The organism is Rhodospirillaceae bacterium, assembly GCA_040219235.1.
Lineage (GTDB): Bacteria > Pseudomonadota > Alphaproteobacteria > Rhodospirillales > Rhodospirillaceae > WLXB01.
Window position 1 is genome coordinate 515,759 of sequence record JAVJSV010000012.1, and the last position, 18,437, is coordinate 534,195.

17 protein-coding genes are annotated in these 18,437 nt (G+C 53.2%); 10 read left to right on the forward strand and 7 right to left on the reverse strand.

Annotated elements, in window-relative coordinates:
• The first annotated feature begins 92 nt into the window (after window positions 1-92).
• The gene (locus tag RIC29_12650) at window positions 93-749 is read left to right on the forward strand and encodes a CpcT/CpeT family chromophore lyase (protein MEQ8735768.1); all 657 of its coding nucleotides are present in this window, start codon (window positions 93-95) and stop codon (window positions 747-749) included.
• 16 nt (window positions 750-765) lie between these two features.
• On the opposite strand, the gene RIC29_12655 is transcribed toward RIC29_12650, so the two are convergent.
• A complete protein-coding gene (locus tag RIC29_12655) occupies window positions 766-1,008 on the reverse strand; it encodes a hypothetical protein (GenBank protein ID MEQ8735769.1) in 243 nt (80 codons plus the stop codon).
• Window positions 1,009-1,178: 170 nt separating this feature from the next.
• Between RIC29_12655 and RIC29_12660 the strand changes: the two genes are divergently transcribed.
• Window positions 1,179-1,871: a glutathione S-transferase N-terminal domain-containing protein gene (locus tag RIC29_12660; protein ID MEQ8735770.1), complete on the forward strand. Its 693-nt coding sequence runs from the start codon at window positions 1,179-1,181 to the stop codon at window positions 1,869-1,871.
• 6 nt (window positions 1,872-1,877) lie between these two features.
• Window positions 1,878-2,429, forward strand: a complete 552-nt coding sequence (locus tag RIC29_12665; GenBank protein MEQ8735771.1) for an isochorismatase family protein — start codon at window positions 1,878-1,880, stop codon at window positions 2,427-2,429.
• Window positions 2,430-2,484: 55 nt separating this feature from the next.
• Here RIC29_12665 and RIC29_12670 read toward each other — a convergent pair whose 3' ends face one another.
• Window positions 2,485-3,702, reverse strand: coding sequence for a threonine ammonia-lyase (locus tag RIC29_12670; protein MEQ8735772.1), 1,218 nt, complete (start codon window positions 3,700-3,702; stop codon window positions 2,485-2,487).
• A 216-nt stretch (window positions 3,703-3,918) separates the two neighbouring features.
• On the reverse strand, window positions 3,919-4,686 hold the full coding sequence (locus tag RIC29_12675) for an FkbM family methyltransferase (GenBank protein ID MEQ8735773.1): 768 nt from the start codon (window positions 4,684-4,686) through the stop codon (window positions 3,919-3,921).
• 76 nt (window positions 4,687-4,762) lie between these two features.
• Here RIC29_12675 and RIC29_12680 point away from each other — a divergent pair, with 76 nt between their 5' ends.
• Complete coding sequence (locus RIC29_12680) at window positions 4,763-5,722, forward strand: DMT family transporter (GenBank protein MEQ8735774.1); 960 nt, start codon at window positions 4,763-4,765, stop codon at window positions 5,720-5,722.
• On the opposite strand, the gene dctP is transcribed toward RIC29_12680, so the two are convergent.
• Window positions 5,689-6,708 (reverse strand): TRAP transporter substrate-binding protein DctP, encoded by a 1,020-nt coding sequence (gene dctP / locus RIC29_12685; GenBank protein MEQ8735775.1) that lies wholly within the window; start codon window positions 6,706-6,708, stop codon window positions 5,689-5,691. The genes RIC29_12680 and dctP overlap by 34 nt on opposite strands.
• Window positions 6,709-6,835: 127 nt before the next feature.
• On the opposite strand from dctP, the gene RIC29_12690 reads away from it, so the two are divergent.
• The 3 genes from RIC29_12690 to RIC29_12700 are packed head-to-tail and all read left to right on the forward strand — an operon-like array spanning window position 6,836 to window position 11,554.
• On the forward strand, window positions 6,836-7,966 hold the full coding sequence (locus RIC29_12690; protein ID MEQ8735776.1) for a zinc-dependent alcohol dehydrogenase family protein: 1,131 nt from the start codon (window positions 6,836-6,838) through the stop codon (window positions 7,964-7,966).
• Between the two features lie 51 nt (window positions 7,967-8,017).
• Complete coding sequence (locus tag RIC29_12695) at window positions 8,018-9,778, forward strand: thiamine pyrophosphate-binding protein (GenBank protein MEQ8735777.1); 1,761 nt, start codon at window positions 8,018-8,020, stop codon at window positions 9,776-9,778.
• 30 nt (window positions 9,779-9,808) lie between these two features.
• Window positions 9,809-11,554, forward strand: coding sequence for a thiamine pyrophosphate-binding protein (locus RIC29_12700; protein MEQ8735778.1), 1,746 nt, complete (start codon window positions 9,809-9,811; stop codon window positions 11,552-11,554).
• A gap of 20 nt (window positions 11,555-11,574) precedes the next feature.
• On the opposite strand, the gene RIC29_12705 is transcribed toward RIC29_12700, so the two are convergent.
• The gene (locus RIC29_12705) at window positions 11,575-12,936 is read right to left on the reverse strand and encodes a sodium-dependent transporter (GenBank protein MEQ8735779.1); all 1,362 of its coding nucleotides are present in this window, start codon (window positions 12,934-12,936) and stop codon (window positions 11,575-11,577) included.
• Window positions 12,937-12,986: 50 nt separating this feature from the next.
• The gene (locus RIC29_12710; GenBank protein MEQ8735780.1) at window positions 12,987-14,039 is read right to left on the reverse strand and encodes a hypothetical protein; all 1,053 of its coding nucleotides are present in this window, start codon (window positions 14,037-14,039) and stop codon (window positions 12,987-12,989) included.
• Window positions 14,040-14,100: 61 nt separating this feature from the next.
• Between RIC29_12710 and RIC29_12715 the strand changes: the two genes are divergently transcribed.
• Window positions 14,101-14,376, forward strand: a complete 276-nt coding sequence (locus tag RIC29_12715) for a MoaD/ThiS family protein (protein ID MEQ8735781.1) — start codon at window positions 14,101-14,103, stop codon at window positions 14,374-14,376.
• A gap of 18 nt (window positions 14,377-14,394) precedes the next feature.
• A complete protein-coding gene (locus RIC29_12720) occupies window positions 14,395-15,471 on the forward strand; it encodes a hypothetical protein (GenBank protein ID MEQ8735782.1) in 1,077 nt (358 codons plus the stop codon).
• Here RIC29_12720 and RIC29_12725 read toward each other — a convergent pair.
• On the reverse strand, window positions 15,458-16,834 hold the full coding sequence (locus RIC29_12725; protein ID MEQ8735783.1) for an MFS transporter: 1,377 nt from the start codon (window positions 16,832-16,834) through the stop codon (window positions 15,458-15,460). The genes RIC29_12720 and RIC29_12725 overlap by 14 nt on opposite strands.
• 152 nt (window positions 16,835-16,986) lie before the next feature.
• Between RIC29_12725 and RIC29_12730 the strand changes: the two genes are divergently transcribed.
• On the forward strand, window positions 16,987-18,429 hold the full coding sequence (locus tag RIC29_12730) for an amidohydrolase family protein (protein MEQ8735784.1): 1,443 nt from the start codon (window positions 16,987-16,989) through the stop codon (window positions 18,427-18,429).
• Window positions 18,430-18,437 lie beyond the last annotated feature (8 nt).

The following is an 18,437-nucleotide window of genomic DNA, read 5'->3' on the forward strand; positions in this document are numbered from 1 at the left end:
TTTCAGTCTCTAAGCTGATTAAGGTTAGACTGTGACAGTCTTAAAGCGACATTGTACGACTTTGGCACGTTCAGTAAGGGCTATATAGGCATATGACCTCAAGACTAAAGATCGCATGTATCATTTTGGCGGCTTGGGTGCTGCCCGTGAAAGTGCAAGCGGAAACATTAAGCCAAGCTGATCTGGCTCAGCTTTTAGAGTGGGTGCAAGGCCGGTATTCCAATCAACAGCAATTCGACACAGGCGGGGTTACCAAAGCCTCTGATCTTTTGTTTCCGGTGTTTGAGCAAATTGATGTCCCGGCGTTTGGCGACTCTGTTATTTATCTTCAATGGCCTATCGGCAGCTCCACAGGTGATTTGCAACGGCAACGCATTTGGGTGTTTAACCTGAATGAAACGACCGGCAGAATCACAATGGATTTCTTCACTTTGAAGGAACCGGACGTTTGGTTGAATGCGCATTTATATCCCCAAAAGGTTCGTGGGATGACTCGGGAGGACACCATTGGCTATCCCGAAACATGTTTGCTGCCGGTGTCCCGAGAAGGTGACCAGTTTGTCGCGCGCATCCCAAAAACATGTGAAATCGTTTCACAGGGCACCCAGACGACGATGACGTTAGAGTCTCATATAGTGATTTCTAGCGATCAGCTGACGTATCGGGAAGCTGGCCTGAAGGCGGATGGGTCTGTGGTGTTTCGGGTTCCGGCCACAGGGGAATATGTGTTCGATCGCCTAATTGATTAAGCGCTATTCCTTCTATTCAACTGTCTGAGGGTGCGATGATGTCTTCCATCGGCTCTTTAAAAGGCCCGGAATAGGGTTTGGTTTTCCAGATCATCGTGCAGAAAAACGCATGAGACAGGCCAAAAAATAGCCACACGGGCCAGGGCGGCAACGCGCCTAAAAGAACAACCGTCATCGTCAAAAGGATAATCGCCACGGCGACGGTCATCCAGATAATCACGCGCTTGCGGTTCATCGGCGGGTTTGGTGATTTAGCCATACGCGCACCATAGCGTTTCGGGCTTTTACAGCCAAGAGTGCGCGGAGGGCGTTGCGGTTAAGCTTTGCGGCTGACAGGCGAGCTTGAATCGCTAGAATGTGCACCAATATCTGTGCTTCAGCATCTGCGTCTCCCCCGTTAGGGTTCCAGCACATAGAAAAGGGATATCTATGATCGATTTATACTACTGGCCAACGCCCAATGGTCACAAAATCCCCATCATGCTGGAGGAATGTGGCCTGGAGTATCAGGTCCACCCCATTAACATGCTTAAGGGCGATCAGTTCGAAGAGTCATTTTTGAAGATCAACCCCAACAACAAAATCCCAGCTATCGTTGATCAAGACGGCCCTGGGGGCAAGCCTTATAAGGTCTTCGAATCGGGCGCGATTCTGTTGTACTTGGCGGAGAAGACCAAAAAATTCATCCCCGAAGACCCAGCCGGTCGCTATGATACAATACAGTGGTTGTTCTTCCAGATGGCCAATGTTGGTCCGATGTTTGGTCAGTGTGGACACTTTTTACAGTACGCGCCGCAACGCATTCAGTATGGCATCGACCGCTATCAAGGCGAGACCAAGCGCCTTTATCGGGTGATGGATAAACGCCTGGGCCAGGTCGATTATCTGGCAGGTGATTACTCGATTGCCGACATGGCCACGTATCCCTGGGTAAAGATCAACCACTTTCATGAAATCGATATGGATGAGTATCTCAATGTCAAACGCTGGAAAGACGCTGTGGGCAATCGTCCGGCTGTTGTTGCTGGATGCGCGTTGCTTGAAGATGTTATGAAGCTTGGAGATCCAGACGACGAAGCGTTTGATAATCTGTTTAACAAGCAATCTGAAGACCGGAGGTAGCGCACTGTGATTCTCGACCGCGATAAGTCGCATCTGATTATCGTCGACGTCCAGGAGCGTTTGGTCCCGGCCTTGCACGATGGGGATCAGGCGATTGAACAATGTGCCCTACTCATGCGCGGTGCGTCTGAATTAGGTGTGCCTATTTTAATGTCTGAACAATATCCCAAAGGGCTGGGGCCGACAGTTTCTGTGCTGGAAGACTTAGCTGGGGATGCGGTGCGGCGAGAGAAAATGCATTTCTCCTGTGCAGCTGATCCAGATATTCTCGCCGATGTCGCCAATGCGGCCAATGCCGGGCGGCGTCAGATTGTGCTTGCGGGAGTGGAAACGCACGTTTGTGTTTTGCAATCTGCACTCGGCTTCAAGCAGGCTGGATTTGATGTGTATGTGGCGATGGATGCGACGGCGTCTCGTCGCACAGAGAGTGTCGATCTGGCCAAAGACAGATTGCTCGCCAATCGCATCACACCAGTAAATGTTGAAATGGTATTATTTGAATGGTTGCATGTGTCTGGCACGCCGGAATTCAAAGCCGTCAGCAAGATGGTGAAGTAGCCACGTCTGGTAGCCGTCGTAACTAGTGGCGCTGTCTAGTACATCTAAACAAACTTTAGGGCGCAGTTGGGTCTTTGATTCGGATTGTGAATCCAGCTTCTGTGAGGTGGCTGATCACCAGTTGCGCATGCTCTTTATCACGGGTTTCGATCGTGATGTTCAGTCGTGCGGCGCTGGCGGAGAGGTCCATGGCGAAGCGCGTATGGGCTACCTCCAACACATTGGCGCCCAGTTCAGCGCAAATGGTGGCCACCGCGTTCAGTTGCCCTGGCTTGTCCGGCATAGCAATAGACAATGTGAGGACTTGGCCAAGCCGAACCAGGTCGCGCATCAAGACTGAGGACAGCATTCGCGCATCAATATTGCCGCCGGAGAGTATCAACCCGACACGCTTTCCCGCAAACATCTCCGGATGTTCAAGTATGGCTGCCAGCGCAGCCGCGCCCGCGCCTTCGGCGACGACTTTGTCAATGGACAGAAACATAGACACCGCGCGTTCCATGCTGGTTTCACTCACGGTTACAACATCTTTTACATGCTGCTCGATCAGAGGAAGCGTATTGGGGCCCGGTGTTTTGACGGCGATTCCTTCGCCAAGGGTCGAGCCTGCGCAGGGGAGATTTGTTTGTTTGAGCGCATTGGTCAAAGACGGATAGAGTTCAGGCTCCACACCAATAATCTCAATGTCTGGCCTTAATCCTTTTGCGGCCACAGCACAGCCAGAGATTAGTCCGCCCCCGCCGACAGGTGCTATTAAAACATCAAGAGATGGGTCGTCTTCAAGCATCTCAAGGCCGATGGTGCCCTGGCCGGAAATGACCGCAATGTCGTTATATGGGTGCACAAAGGTGAAGCCATGCTTTTCGGCTAAGACGTTGGCATGAGCCGCAGCCTCTTCAAGCGTATCCCCTTCAAGCTCAACTTTGGCGCCATACCCAGATGTCTTGCGGACTTTTACAAACGGCGTGCCTTTTGGCATGACAATGGTCGCGGGAGTACCCAAACGTTGCGCCTGATAGGCGAGACCTTGCGCATGGTTGCCCGCTGACATGGTGACCACACCCGCAGCGCGTTGACCATCTGTCAAAAGAGAAAGCCGGGCGAGTGCGCCGCGCGCTTTGAAAGCACCCGTATGCTGCAGGTTTTCGTACTTCACAACGATCTGTGTTCTGAGGCGGCGCGAAAGCGCTTCAGACTCTAAGAACGGGGTGCGCACAATTCCGCTTTTGATGCGCTCAGCCGTCGCTTGAATATCTTTTAGGGTCAAGCTCATGATGCTCTCACCTTCAAAGAGCGTACAGGAAGCATCAGCGTTAATTTTTCTGGGACCATGATCGCCGGTCTCCTTTAACTTTATTTCATTTAGAACTCACGCAAGGCAGACGCCCGGATCTCCTTAGAGAGCCGGGATCATAATTCGTGCGATGATGGTCCTGACGATCATGGCTCAATGCTTAGCAGCCTGAAGGCTCAGCGTCCAGTGGAGGGCTTATGAAGGGGTCGTTTGGGGCAGAAAAATAAAGTTAAAAGTGTAGGATGGTTTCCCCACGGCAGTGCGGTGGTCGGCGTCCGGATCAAAGTTTGAGAGGGGCAGCAGCACGCCGCTTCTCATAAAGTGCGCCTCATAACCCAGTGCGACGATTTCCATGATGGAAGACTCGATAGGCCGACCTGTATGCCGCTCTTCAAGTTCAATCAGCAATGTCGGTTTGCAACGCTTTAATGTTTCTTTAGCGCCCCGCAGCACCTCGGCTTCAAAGCCCTCAACGTCGATTTTGATGAAGCCAACATTCTCAAAAGCGAAAGAATCTAATGTCTTCACGTCGACTGGAACAGTGGCGTGCGGGGACTCAGCCTTGTTTCTATTGAGGGACCCCATCTGATTTGAATAGCCACGTCCCCGCTGCGGCAAAAATAAAGTCGACTGCCCGTTCGTGTCGGACAGTGCCAGTGGGTAGGCGGACACGTTTTTTGGCAGAGACCGATCCAGCCATTGATAGGCTTTGGGGTTTGGTTCAAACGCGTGTACGTGCGACGCCAGATCAGCAAGTAACCATGTGTACACACCTTTGTTCGCACCCACATCCAAGGCAGCGCGGCCCGCGGGAACAATGTCTTTCAGGATGCGAAGCTCGGTCTCCCCTTTTCGGAGATTCTTACGCACTAGGTATTGTGCATAGAGCCGGGGTGGAATGCAGGTGAACTTAAGCCATTCATTAAAAGAGAACGACGGCGCATAGGGAGCAGATGTTGTCATATGAATTATGATAGCATGTCATGCGCGTTAGGGCACCGCTCAGGTGTCCTGAATTCAGGATATTGATGGAGAGAGCATGAGCCAGTCGATGGCCCCAATCGCCCAAGAAAACAAGACGTTTGGCATTGGCCTGATGATTGGCGCCATGCTGACCATGACGGCTATGGATGCGATTGTGAAATGGGCTGTGGCCGATTACAGCCTGCAGCAGGTGAACTTCATTCGCAGCATCACTGCGATGTTGGTCTTAAGTCCGTTGCTGATCAAAAACGGCGGGTTTAGGGCTTTATATACAACACGGCCTTGGGTTCATGTTTGGCGCACCTTGCTTATGGTAACCATTAGTTACACGTGGTTTTTTGCGCTTGGCCGGATGAAGCTGGCGGATCTTGGTGCTATTTTAATGGTCGCACCGCTCATCATTACGGCTTTATCTGTGCCGTTGCTGGGTGAAAAAGTAGGACGCCGGCGCTGGATTGCGGTGAGCATTGGCTTTGCAGGTATGCTGGCCATTGTCAGGCCTGGCATGGGTATCTTTAATCCAATTGCCGTGCTCGCGGTCACTGTAGCGTTTGGGTATGCCATGCTGATTCTGTCCAATCGCACTAATCGTGATAAAGAAAGCTTGGCCTCGCTTACGTACTATCCCCTGATCGGCATCTTTATTGTGTCTGGCCTTTTATCCCTATTGGACTGGACTCCTCCAACGCCGGTTGCCTGGTCGGCCATGTTGTTTGTGGGGCTGTGCGCTGGACTAGGGCACCTCTGCCTCACGTTGGCGTTCCGTTACGCCTCGCCGCCTGTTCTGGCCCCCTTGGAGTATACCGGCCTGATCTGGGCGGTGTTGTTTGGGTATTGGTTTTTCGATGAACTACCGGATCAATGGACCGTTCTGGGCATGCTCATGATTGCGGGCGCTGGAATATTTGTTGTGTATCGTGAAGCGGTAATGACCACGCAGCTTGTGCCGGAACCTGATTCTGAGTTGGGCTCTGATCTTCATCAGCGGGTTGCGAAAGCAGACTTACCTTCTTGAATGAGTTCGTATATCGCGGTGGCTTGGCCACCAATCTCTTCAACTAAAACCTGCTGATTGCGTTGGGCAAGAGTCTGGAACGCAGACCGCTGTATATCTGTCAGTGTGTGAATTCTGGCCCCAATCGTAGACAGCCTATCCGTTTCTTCACGCATCAATTCTAAAGCCATCTCTCGCTGCTCAGACTCTGGCCCAAAACTTGTGGCAATAATCTCTTGGAATTCAGGAGAGAGATTTTCGAACCATCGCCGATTGACGATGCTAAATCCGAATTGCCGAGCGTGTTGTGTGAGAGTCATGTGCTGGGCGTACTCTGCTTCACCGCCAGTTGCATACAGAACCAGCGACGACTCTCCGCCTTCCACCAATCCGGTTTGGAGGCTGGAGACTAAATCTGTTCGGGGAATATGAATGACGTCTGCACCGATGGCTTGTAAGAACAGTATGGAAGCCGTCGACTGCAAAGATCGCATGCGATAGCCCGCTGTATCAGCAGGTGTCAGCAAGGGCTTCGCGCCATAGATATTTAACCAGCCCACATCCTGCCAATTTAATATGGCAAAGCCTGTGTCTTTAGCGAGTTCCGCAAACGGCTCTCTCAAGAAGTTATCGACAACAAAATGAACTTCTTCCAGGCTTTCAAACAGATAAGGGGCGGTGAGAATGCCAAACTCCGGTACCACACGCGACATGCCCGAGTCACTGAAGCTTGAAATGTGGACGCGACCCCGCAGCAAGGCAGGCATGCGGCTCTCTTCGCCGCCAGTTTCGCCCCGGATCAGCATCCGCAACCGCGCTTCACCACCCGAGCGTTCCAGTACGGTTTTTTCGTAATCGAGCCAGATCTGCTCGCCGATATCGCCTGGGAACGTGGCCGCCCCGACCGTGCCAAGGTACTCATCTTCGGCGCTCTCGCTCGGCACCGATAATATGAGGACTAAGCCAAACAGAAGGGCCAATCCAATATACCAAGTGAATGAATTCATAAGTTCTTCTGTTTAAATGGAACAAGGGATCAAATCTGAGGAGGTTGATCTTGGCATGACGCGGTGAGCGTCTACAATGCCCGCCACACATGTATCAAAATGAATCGCAAAAACGCAAGGAGGCGACATGCAAATTAAGGCCGCAGTATTGCATGAGATGGGGGCGAAGACGCCATATGCAAAGAGTCAGCCTCTTAAAGTGGAAACTCTAGAGCTTGATGGTCCTGGGCCTGGGGAACTTCTGATCCAAGTGAAAGCTGCTGGTCTGTGTCATTCTGATCTGTCTGTGATCAGCGGCAATCGACCCCGACCAACGCCCATGGCGCTGGGGCACGAGGCGGCTGGGATCGTTAGAGAAGTCGGCAGCGGAGTCACACGCTTTGCTGTTGGTGATCATGTGGTGTTGGTGTTCGTGCCCAGTTGTGGACACTGTGTGCCCTGCGCTGAGGGTCGCCCGGCGCTCTGCGAACCCGGTGCGGTTGCAAATGGGGCTGGCACTTTGGTGTCTGGCGCGCGGAGGTTACATGCTGGCAAAGAAGACGTTCACCATCATTTAGGCGTCTCTGCTTTTGCAGATCATGCAGTCGTCAGTGAGACCTCATGCGTCAAAATAGATAAAGATCTCACCTTCGAAGAAGCTGCTTTGTTTGGCTGTGCTGTGATTACGGGTGTTGGTGCGGTTCTAAACACGGCCAAGGTTACACCCGGGGCGCGGGTTGCGGTCATTGGACTTGGCGGTGTTGGTTTAAACTCTCTCCTCGGTGCAGTATTGGCGGGGGCGAAACAGATCGTCGCTGTCGATCTTCGCGATGACAAATTGGCTCTGGCACGGCAGCTAGGGGCGACAGATACGGTCAATGCCAGCGATAAGGATGCTGTCGAGCAGATTAAAAAACTCACTGGTGGCGGTGTGGACTATGCCTTTGAAATGGCAGGGTCGGTTCCAGCTCTGGAGTTGGCGTGGGCGATTACCGCGCGCGGTGGTGAAACCGTGACGGCGGGTTTGCCGCATCCTGACAAACGCATGAGTCTTCCACCTGTCCAACTGGTTGGCGAAGAGCGCACCCTTAAAGGTAGCTACCTCGGCAGTTGTGTGCCCGTGCGCGATATTCCCACTTACATTGACCTTTATAAGAAGGGCAAGTTACCCGTAGATCGTCTGATGTCAGACCGGATCACTTTGGAAGACATCAACGTGGCCTTTGATCGTCTGGCGGCTGGCGAAACCGTACGGCAAGTCATTGTCTTTGATTCGTGATGTCTTTGACTGCTGATCAAGTCAGATTTTCATAAATCAAAGGCAAGATGCATGGCTGGGACGACCAAGAAAACCTCACGCGCTAAGTCCAACCAAGTGAATGGTGGAGAAGTTATTGCTAAGGCGCTGGCAGGTTATGGCGTGCGCACTGTGGCCTGTTTGTCTGGCACGGCGCATACGCACCTTCTGTTTGCCTTTGAGAACAACAACATTCGTATTGTCTCTGGCCGTCACGAAACGGCAACCGTTGCCGTGGCCGACGGCTATAGCCGAGTGTCCGGCACCTTAGGTGTGGCGTTGATCAAGGCGGACCAGGGGTTGCCGAATGCCATGTCCGGTATCATCACGGCCAATCAAGCGTGCTCGCCAGTGGTGGTTTTGGTTTCCATGTTGCCGGACCCGAAACGTGAAGCCGCAGATGAGTGGCCGAACGACTGGCTGGATATGGTGAAGCCCTATGCCAAATGGGTGCGCAGCGTCCCAGCAGCCGATCGTTTGGAAGAGTTCGTCCATGCCGCGGCGCGGCATGCCACAAGCGGACGCCCTGGTGTGGCTGTTTTGGGCATCCCGCAGCATTTCGAAGGGCAGGCGGTTGACGCTGTTCAAACGGTCAGTCCGGTGCCGATGGAACCTTCTGTGCCGAGCAAGGCTGCAATTGATCAGGCTGCAGATCTGTTGGCCCGTGCGAAGCGGCCCATGATTTTAGCAGGCACCGGGGCTGCCTTATCTGGCGCAGGGGATGCGTTACGGGAAATCTCTCAGGCTCATAACGTGCCGGTTCTGGCGAACGCTTTGGGCCGTGGGTTGGTGCCGGAAGACCTGAAATTGGGGTTTTCCTGGCCGCTGGCCCAGGTGGCCGCAAAAGATGCGGATGTTGTTTTAATTGTTGGTCTGCGTCTGACCGAACGCATGGGCTATGGTCTGGCGCCGAGGTTCAATGGATCGGCGAAGTTTATTCAAATTGATGTGGAGGCCGAAGAGATTGGCCGCAACCGGCCTGTTGATGTGCCGCTGGTCGGTGATGCACGATTGACGGTCGAGGCTTTGAGCAAAGCTTTACGTATACGAAAATCTGCCGCGAAAAAATTGCCGACCTGGGTCAACACAGCCATGAAAGCGCGGCTGGCGCGGATCGAAGAATTGGGCAAAGAAAAAGACGGCCCTGTGCATCCCTATCGCATTGGCCGCGAATTGATGAAACAGATGCCAGCCAACGCCATCTACGTTGGTGACGGCGCAGATATTCAAAATTGGATGCACGCCATTCTGCGTATTCGCAGCGCGCGCGGATTCATGGATCATTATCCGCTAGGGTCTATGGGAATCGGCACGCCCCTAGCCATCGGCGCTGCTGCCGCGGCTCGTGATCAAAGTGAAGCAACAGGCAAACCGCCACGCCCAGTTGTTCTTGTAACCGGCGACGGTGCGTTTGGCTTTTATGCTGCCGAGTTCAATGCGTTATCTCTCGCTGGTTTGAAGCTGGTGTGTGTTATTTCTAATGATGGCGCCTGGGGCACCGAAAAGCATGGTCAACTGAATGCGGTCGGCAAAGCTATCAACTGTGAACTTGGACAGTGGGATTACAATTTGATCGGGCAGATGTTCGGTGGACGCGGTGAGAGGGTTGAATCTCCATCTGATGTTGGAGCTGCATTAAAGCGTGCCTTTGCCGCTGATACTTTTAGTGTGGTGAATGTGCTCACTGATCCTATGGCAGGGCTTGTCCGCAAGCAGGACCCGCGGGTTCAAACCGTGGCCTTTGAAGACTTGGTTTCTAGCCTGAAAACTCATCACACCCCTGACGTCGCATAAATCAGACAGAAGTTTAGCAAAGGAAGACTCATGCCAGCGAAATCAAATCAGATGACTGGTGCGCAGCTTATTCTTAGGGCGCTTAAAAAATACGACCTCACAACCGCCTTTTGTCTGGCAGGGACTGCGCATGGGCCATTGTTGATTGAATTAGTGAAAGACAAAATCTCAGTCATCTCTGGTCGCAATGAGTCCGCAACCGTTGGCGCAGCGGATGGCTATGCACGTGTCACCGGCAAGCTGGGTGTAGCTTTAATCAATGCAGAGCACGGCTTGCCCAACGCCATGACGGGCATTCTGACCGCCCAGGAAGCCTGCTCGCCGGTGATAGTTTTACTCACGATGCCCTACGGCAATCGCGCCGATGCACAGGGCGGTTACCCGTCCAACGTGCTGAATATGGTGTCGCCGTTCGTGAAATACTGCCAACTGGTTCCCGATGCTGACCGGCTGCAGGAATATATTGAGGTGGCCGCACGGCATGCGCTGTCGGGCCGCCCAGGCGTGGCTGTGCTTGGAGTGCCAAATGGGTTTCAAACTCAAGCCATCAACTATGCTGAGGGTATCAACCCGGACGCCACCGTTGCGCCGACGTTTGAGCCGGATGCAGACGCCATCGCCCAGGCTGCGCTCCTACTGTCCAAGGCCAAGCGCCCTCTTATTCTTGCAGGGTCCGGCGCGGCTTTGTCGGGCGCCGGGGATGCACTACGCAAGTTTACGAAGGTCTTTAATATTCCAATCTTTGCCAATGCGCTCGGTCGGGGCCTCGTGCCGGAAGATGATGTGCTCAGTTATTCCTGGCCCTTGGCCAACGGGTCTGCCGCGCCGGCGGATGTGGTCGTGGTGCTGGGGATGCGCCTGACGCAACGCATGGGCTATGGCCTTGCGCCGCGTTTCGATAAGAACGCGAAGTTCATTCAAATTGATGTTCACCCTGAAGAAATTGGCCGCAACCGCCCTATTCATGTGCCTGTCGTCAGTGATGCCAAACAAGCCGTGCTGTTTTTGCATAAGGCGTTGAAGAAACTCAAAACCAAGCCAAAAGCTGCACCGGCGTGGATCAATAAAGCGATGAAACCGCGCTTGGACCGCATTCAAGAGTTGGCCACGAGTCCGGCCGGCGGGCCGATTCAGCCCTTTGATATGGCGCGTGCGGTCACGGCATATATGCCAAAAAACGCGATCTATGCGGGCGACGGCGCGGATACCCAAAACTGGATGCATGGATTCCTGCGCGTCAAAACGGAGCGCTCGTTTCTCGATCATTATCCGGTCGGTTGTATGGGAACGGTGCTGCCTTTGGCTGTGGGCGCGGCGGCTGCTGCGAAAGAGGAAGCAGAACACACCGGTAAAAAACCACGCCCCGTCGTGCTTGTGTCCGGAGATGGTGCGTTTGGTTTTTACTGCAGTGAGATCAACGGCGCGGTGCAGGCAGGCTTGCCGCTACTCACCGTCATTTGTAACGATGGCGCATGGGGCACGGAGAAACATGGACAGATCATGCAACTGGGCAAAGTGGTCAACTGCGAGCTTGGCCACAATGACTATCAGTTGATTGGCGAGGCTTATGGTGCTCTTGGCTTGAAGGTCGAAGATCCGGCTGAGCTAGATGCCAAAATGAAGAAAGCCTACAAGGCGGTATGCGATGGTCCAGTGGTTGTGAATGTCATTGTGGATGGCATGGCTGGTTTGGTACGCAAAAAAGAACCTTTAGTTCAGACGATTGCGTTCAGTGACTTGTTAGCCGGCCAAAGGGCACAGTACGATTTGGAGTAACGTCCTGTGCAGGCGAGCACTTATAACCAGGCCGAAGCTAGAACCCAGAAAATACCCACGGGGCAGACAAATCGCACTAGGAAGCGCCATGCTTTAAAGGCGGTTCCGCTCATGCCTAATTCTTGAGTCAGAACGTCCGATTTCATCCACCATCCCGCAAAAATAGCGATCAACATGCCACCTAAGGGCAAGAGCGCTTGGCCAGTGATATAGTCGACCAAATCTAAAATACCGGTTGTCTTAAAGCGTTCGATGAATCCTAACAGGTAAACATCAGCCCAGATGCTGGTGGATAGGGCAGAGCAAACCCCAACTGCCCAGACCGCCGCGCCGATGGATAGTGTTGCTCGCTTTCGGGTCCATCCCTGGCGTTCTTCAAGCCAAGAGACTGGCACTTCTAAGAGTGAGATCGCTGACGTTAGAGCTGCAAAAGCCAGCAACACAAAAAAACCTGTCCCGATGATCGTGCCGCCAGGCATTTGGCCAAAAGCTAAAGGCAAGGTCACGAACACTAGACCAGGCCCTGCTTCGGGATCCAGGCCATTGGCGAATACGATTGGGAAAATGGCGAGGCCAGCTAAAATAGCAACCACCGTGTCGGCAATCGCAATCAAAGCACAGGCCCGCGGCAGCGGAATGTTTTTGGGCAGATAAGCTCCATAAGTAAACATGATCCCAATGCCGACACTAATGGAGAAAAAAGCTTGCCCGATGGCAGCCAGAACCACGTCGGCGTCTATTTTTGAAAAGTCAGGGCTAAAAAGAAACGCAAGCCCCGCGGCAAAATCCCCAGCGGCAATGGCATAGCCAACCACTAGCAAAAGCATCACAAATAGGGCAGGCATCATAATGCTCACCGCCCGTTCCAAACCCGCTTTGATGCCACGGATCACGATGGCGACAGTCACAGCAATAAAGGCCGTATGCCAGAATAGAACGACGCCCGGGCTGCCCAGCAAGGTGTTGAAGTCTGCGTTTACGGCGGCAGCATCCATGCCGGTAAACGCACCGGAAATAGTTTTGGGCACATAGGCAATGACCCAACCGCCGATGACGCTATAAAACGATAGAATAAGAAACGCTGCAGCAACGCCAAACCACCCGACGACGCCCCAGTTTTTTGAAGCGCCGACTTCTTCTGCTGCCTTTTGCATCGAGACAGGGGCGCTCATATGGCCGTGGCGGCCAATCATGGTTTCTGAAATCAGAACGGGAATGGCAATTAGGATCACGGCGGCAAGGTAAATGAGAACAAATGCGCCACCGCCGTTGGTGCCGGTCATGTAAGGAAAGCGCCAAATGTTGCCAAGGCCGACGGCGGCGCCGACGGCGGCCATTAAAAATGTTGTGCTTGACGACCATTGCTCGTGCTTAAACGCCATGATCCATCCTCTTTTGATGCGCTATCATTATATGCTAACGAATATCAGTGTTAGGGCAATACATCCGCTAGGGCGCTCAGAATGCGCTGCGCTGTTGGTGCCGGGGCGTAATGTTCAATGGCCCAAGTTCGTCCAGCTTTAGCTATATTAGGCCACTCCGCACGACGTTCCCAAATCGCATCAGCTGACTCAGATAAGTCCGAGAGGTCTAAGGGGATATAATGGGTCCATGCCTTGGGCGTGATTGGCAGATTAAAACTGTACTTCTCAAAATCGAGATGGATGGGGATGCACCCGCAGGATAGGGCCTCCCAAAACCGCCAACTGTCCCACCTCAATACGGCTGCCGTTTCAATATGTTCGAAGGTGTGTTGTGCGAACAGAGTTGGCTGATGATTCTTAAACCAATGATTACCCATGATCGGACTGTAAAACTCGCCGCCATAGGCCAGGCACAGGGCTGTATTTTCCAGAGTCTTTATGTAGCGCGCCGGCGGCGCATTGAGCTTAGTGACCGGGATGCTCTTTGATAACACTGGCGTAAAGGCTAATTCCAATAGCGCCCGCACACCTTGGTGCAGGGTTGGGCGAAAGCTGTCGAGCACCACTTGATCGCGTTGGCCGGTCGGAAGAACATTCTTGGATGTATCGCATAGATGTTTAGGCAACCCGAAGGCGATTGGAATGCGCTGACCCGGTTTCACGGCAGCTGTGCTGTCATGGGCGACAAATACAATATGAGGGTTGGGCACCTCACTGAAAATACTGATGTCACTGGTGGTGATGTAAGCCACGGGCGCTGGCTCAACGCCTTCAAAGGTAATGAAGGTATTATGCGCTGAAATATCCACCAAATAAGCTGAGAACCCGGTAAGCGGTTCCGCGTGAATGGTTGAGAGATCAAAGTCTTTCAAAGGCGCGGAGGCCGGGCGTGACGTAACCTGTGTCGCATTGGTCTTTACGCCAATGCCGAGGTCCAACAAGCCCTCAATCAAGCAGCCCGAGAAATGCGTCAGCGTTTGATCTGGAGCATGAATATAAAGGCCACGTGAAAACAAAGATTTAAGATCAGTGTTAGGCATGTCACATTTTTGAGATTGCATCAGTATTGGTCATCCTGCACCATAACATCCAAGACGCAAACCTGAGGTCAGATTTTAGTCTATGGCTGTGGTGCATTTTACAGCACATCTGAGCACTGTCGCCCCACCTGATCCGCTGCAGGTGGGCGGAGGAACGGTGCGCCAAGTGCTTGAGTGCGTATGGCGCTCCCATCAAAAACTCAAAGGGTATGTGCTTGATGATCAAGAGCGGGTGCGCAAGCATATCGCCATTTTCATTGACGGCACTTTAGTTCGTGGACAGGCGGCGTTGGATTGTCCCGTTGGGGCCTCAACAGAAATTCATGTTCTCCAAGCGTTGTCCGGTGGGTGTTTGTAGCAGGCGAAAGGGGCGATCATGAACAACCGAATGTTTGCGGCCACCCGAAAAGGACTCATTGAGTATACGCGTCAAGACAATCTGTGGACTCACCGTTGTACGCATTTTTTGGGCGAGCCTGTGACCAATGTTCTGCACGATGCGCGGGATGGCACGCTGTACGCTGCTTTGGATCTGGGACATTTCGGCGTCAAATTACATAGATCGCAGGACGCAGGGGCGACGTGGCAAGAGCTCGAGCCGCCGAAATATCCCAAAAGCGATTGCCCTGATGCCCCGGCCTTGTCGTTGCTTTGGACTCTGGAAGCTGGCGGACCAGATCAACCCGGCCGGCTTTGGGCCGGAACTCTGCCAGGGGGGCTCTTTCGGTCCGATGATCACGGCGAAACCTGGGTTCTCAACGAGAGCTTATGGAACCGGCCCGAGCGGGAGAAGTGGTTTGGCGGCGGCATGGATGAGCCGGGGATCCATTCCATTTGTGTGGACCCGCGTAACAGCTGGCGCGTTGCAATTGCCGTGTCTTGTGGAGGTGTGTGGGTCACAGAGGATGATGGCGAATCGTGGCGGATCGGATCGCACGGCTTGCGTGCGGAATATGTGCCGCCCGAAGCAGAGTTTGATCCGGTGACGCAAGACCCGCACATCATGGTCCAATGTCTCAGTGCTCCGGATGTCTACTGGATTCAACATCACAACGGGATTTTTAAATGTGAAGATAACTTAGAATCCTGGACCGAAATCACAGATTTCGCGGTTTCAAAATTTGGGTTTACCGTTGCTGTCCACCCTGAAAACCCGGACATCGCCTGGTTTGCACCTGCGGTTAAAGACTCAGCGCGGTATCCGGTCGATGGCAAAGTGGTCGTCACACGCACCAAAGACGGCGGCAAATCTTTCGAAGTGATTCGCGATGGACTGCCGCAAGATCAAGCCTTTGATTTGGTGTATCGTCATGGCCTGGCTGTCAATGATACGGGTACGCAGTTGCTTATGGGTTCAACCACCGGCTCACTGTGGAGTAGCGATAGTTCAGGGAATAGTTGGGTGCTGGTAAGCGCCCACCTGCCGCCAGTCTATGCGGTTAAGTTTGCGTAGTTGTTGAGGGTGAAATTGGAGCATCAATTTTATCCCGGTCTAACGAATACTGCGACAAACAAAGACAACTCAGAACCAGCGTTACGGCCGGAACCAGCATCGCGATATCAATGGCCATCAGGGCTTGCGCGGATTGCGCTGCCTGCTGACCGCCTTGAGACTCAACCCATCCCATAAGACCCAGCAGCAAACCAAGAACGGCTGGACCAAAGGCAAAAGAGAATTTCTCAATGGTCGTGTAGACACCCGCAAATATGCCTTCGCGACGGAGGCCGGTACGGCGAAAATCATGTTCAATCGTATCGGGCAATAGCGATTGCCCGATCAATAACAAGCCGCCTGCACCTATGCCCGTAATGACAGCACGTAGTGCTATATACCAGTGAGGATCTGCTGCTGCGCCAAACACCCAGGAGGCAGAAGCGAGCGCGAAAATCGTTGATGTGAAGTAGTAGCAGTTGGTCTTGCCAAATTTTTTACTGAGTGCAACCCAAAAAGGCTGCGAGGCGATGGTTGCGCCCGCCTGGAACAAATAATACGTCCCAAGATCCGCGTAAGTTACGCCCAGAATGCGTGTGAACAGAAGCGGTAACGCCGCGATAAAAATTGAGAATCCGAACAGCTGGGTAAACTTGACCATAAGTAAAACGACGAAAGGTTTGTTGCCAGCCGCCAGTTTGATTTGATCGCGCAGGGAATGACTATGATCTGTTGTGTGTTCAGTGAATTTGGCATCATGAGTCGACCAGAAACAGATCGTGCACACCGCAATAACCGCAATGCCGACAACGACTGACATCACCGAATGGCCAAGCAGCCCACCGCCATAATACGCGATGACGGCCGGGCCGAGCACGGAGGACAATAACTGCCCTCCAGCGATTGCACCGACTCTGAAAGACATCAAGGATGTCCGTTCATCATAGCTGCTGGTCATTTCTGCGGGCATGGCCAGATAGGGAACATTGAATACGGTATAAGCGGTCGCATTCAGAAGTAGGGCAACAAACACATAGAGAAGAAGTGTGTTCTGAGACTCAAAAGCGGGGACAGTGAAAATCATCATGAACGACAATCCGGCCAATATACCTCCGAGCATCAGGTATGGCCGCCGTCGACCCCACCGGCTTTTGGTGCGGTCGCTTAAAACGCCCATTAAAGGGTCTGTCACGGCGTCATAAATTTTCGACACCAATATCAAAGCACCTGCTGTCACCGCGGGAATGCCAACGAATTCTATCAGGAAGGTCAACAGCAACAGACTGACCGCATTGAACATGGCCGACATGGATAGACTGCCAAGCCCCCAACCGAGTCTCAAACGCAATGGCATAGAATTGGCAGCGATTGGGGCGTCAGTCATAAGCGGTTATCCATCCCAGGGCATAATCGGGTTTATTGTTCCACAGATGATCGTTGAGGGCGATGATGCCGCGCTCACCTGTTGGCGGCTAGGTGAAATCAGGGCTTAATCATAACCAGATTCGGATTTCATAAAACAAGGTAACGGGCCGGATGAAAACCTGCGATACACTTCTATATGGCACAGTCATTACGATGGACCCGCAACGCCATGCTTATTTGGACGGTTATGTTGCGGTCAATGACGGCCTGATCGTTGAGGCAGGGCCAGCCTCTGACTGCGTCTATGAAGCCACTGAGACCCTGGGCGGGGATGGGCATATCGTCATCCCCGGTTTGGTAAACGTGCATGCGCATCTGGTGCAGGGCTGCATCCGAGGTATGGCCGAAGGCACCACATTCGAAGAACGGCTATTTGGCTTTTATTACCCGATGACCGGGGCGTGCGATGAAGAGCGATCTTACGTGTCTGCTCTGCCGCCGGTGTTGGATCTGGTGCGGCGTGGTGTGACGACAACAGCGGATGATCACTTCACCCACGCCCACAAACGCTCAATTGATGGTGTGTTGCGGGCGGTGCGTGACTCCGGCATGCGCTGTCGCATGGCGAGGCTGATCCTCAGTGACCCAGATAATGCACCAAAAGGGTTTAGAGAAGATTTGGATGTCGGCCTAGCTGAGACCGAGCGCGTAAAATCTGAATGGGAAAATGAATTTACCATGGTCACGGCATCAACCATCGGTATCACCTATTGCACACCAGATGAGTTTAAAGCCATTTGGCAATGGACGGTTGATAATGACCGCCAGTTTGATGTGCATGCCCCGTCGGTGCTGGATACGAAATATCTGGCCGAACGTCGCGGGTGGGAAGGTGGTTCTTTTGAGTGGATGGATCATGAAGGTATACTTGGCCCCAACGTGATCGCCGCCCATGCGCAAAACCTGCGCCCAGGCGAGGCAGACATGATCAAGGCGCGTGGGGCATCCATCGCGCTGGTGCCAGATATGGAGCAAGTCCTCGGCTTGGTCGACTTTGACTCCCGGGCCTTTCTGGAGGCCGGCGTGACCTGTGGCATTGGGCTTGATGGGCCGGTTGTGGCTTATGGTCATGATTTGTGGACGGCGCTTCGGGCTTTTCTCACGGCTCAACGCATGGGCGACCAGCACCGCAAACAGATGGGGGATACGGGAACGAAATGGACCGGCTATGAAATGTTGTTTGGCAGCGCAGAATTGGCGCTTGAATTGGCAACCATCGGCGGTGCGAAAGCGCTCAATATGGATGATAAAATTGGTTCTCTCGAAGCCGGTAAAGACGCGGACATCGTTTTGATTGACCGCCGTGGCGAGACACAGATGTCGCCGCCGGCGGCGCTCATCCCCAATCTCATTTATGGCAATGGCCCCTCCACAGACGCCGTGGCCCGGGTCCTGGTGCGTGGCAAAACAATTGTGCGAGACGGTGAGCATTTAGCGCTGGATCGCGTTGAGGCCATAAAAAAATCAGACGCGCTACAAGACCAACTTCTGGATGAGGTGGGGGCGCGCAAATTCGTCAGAATGAGGTCGCCTTACACTTGGGTTGGAGCGTAAGCACCGAT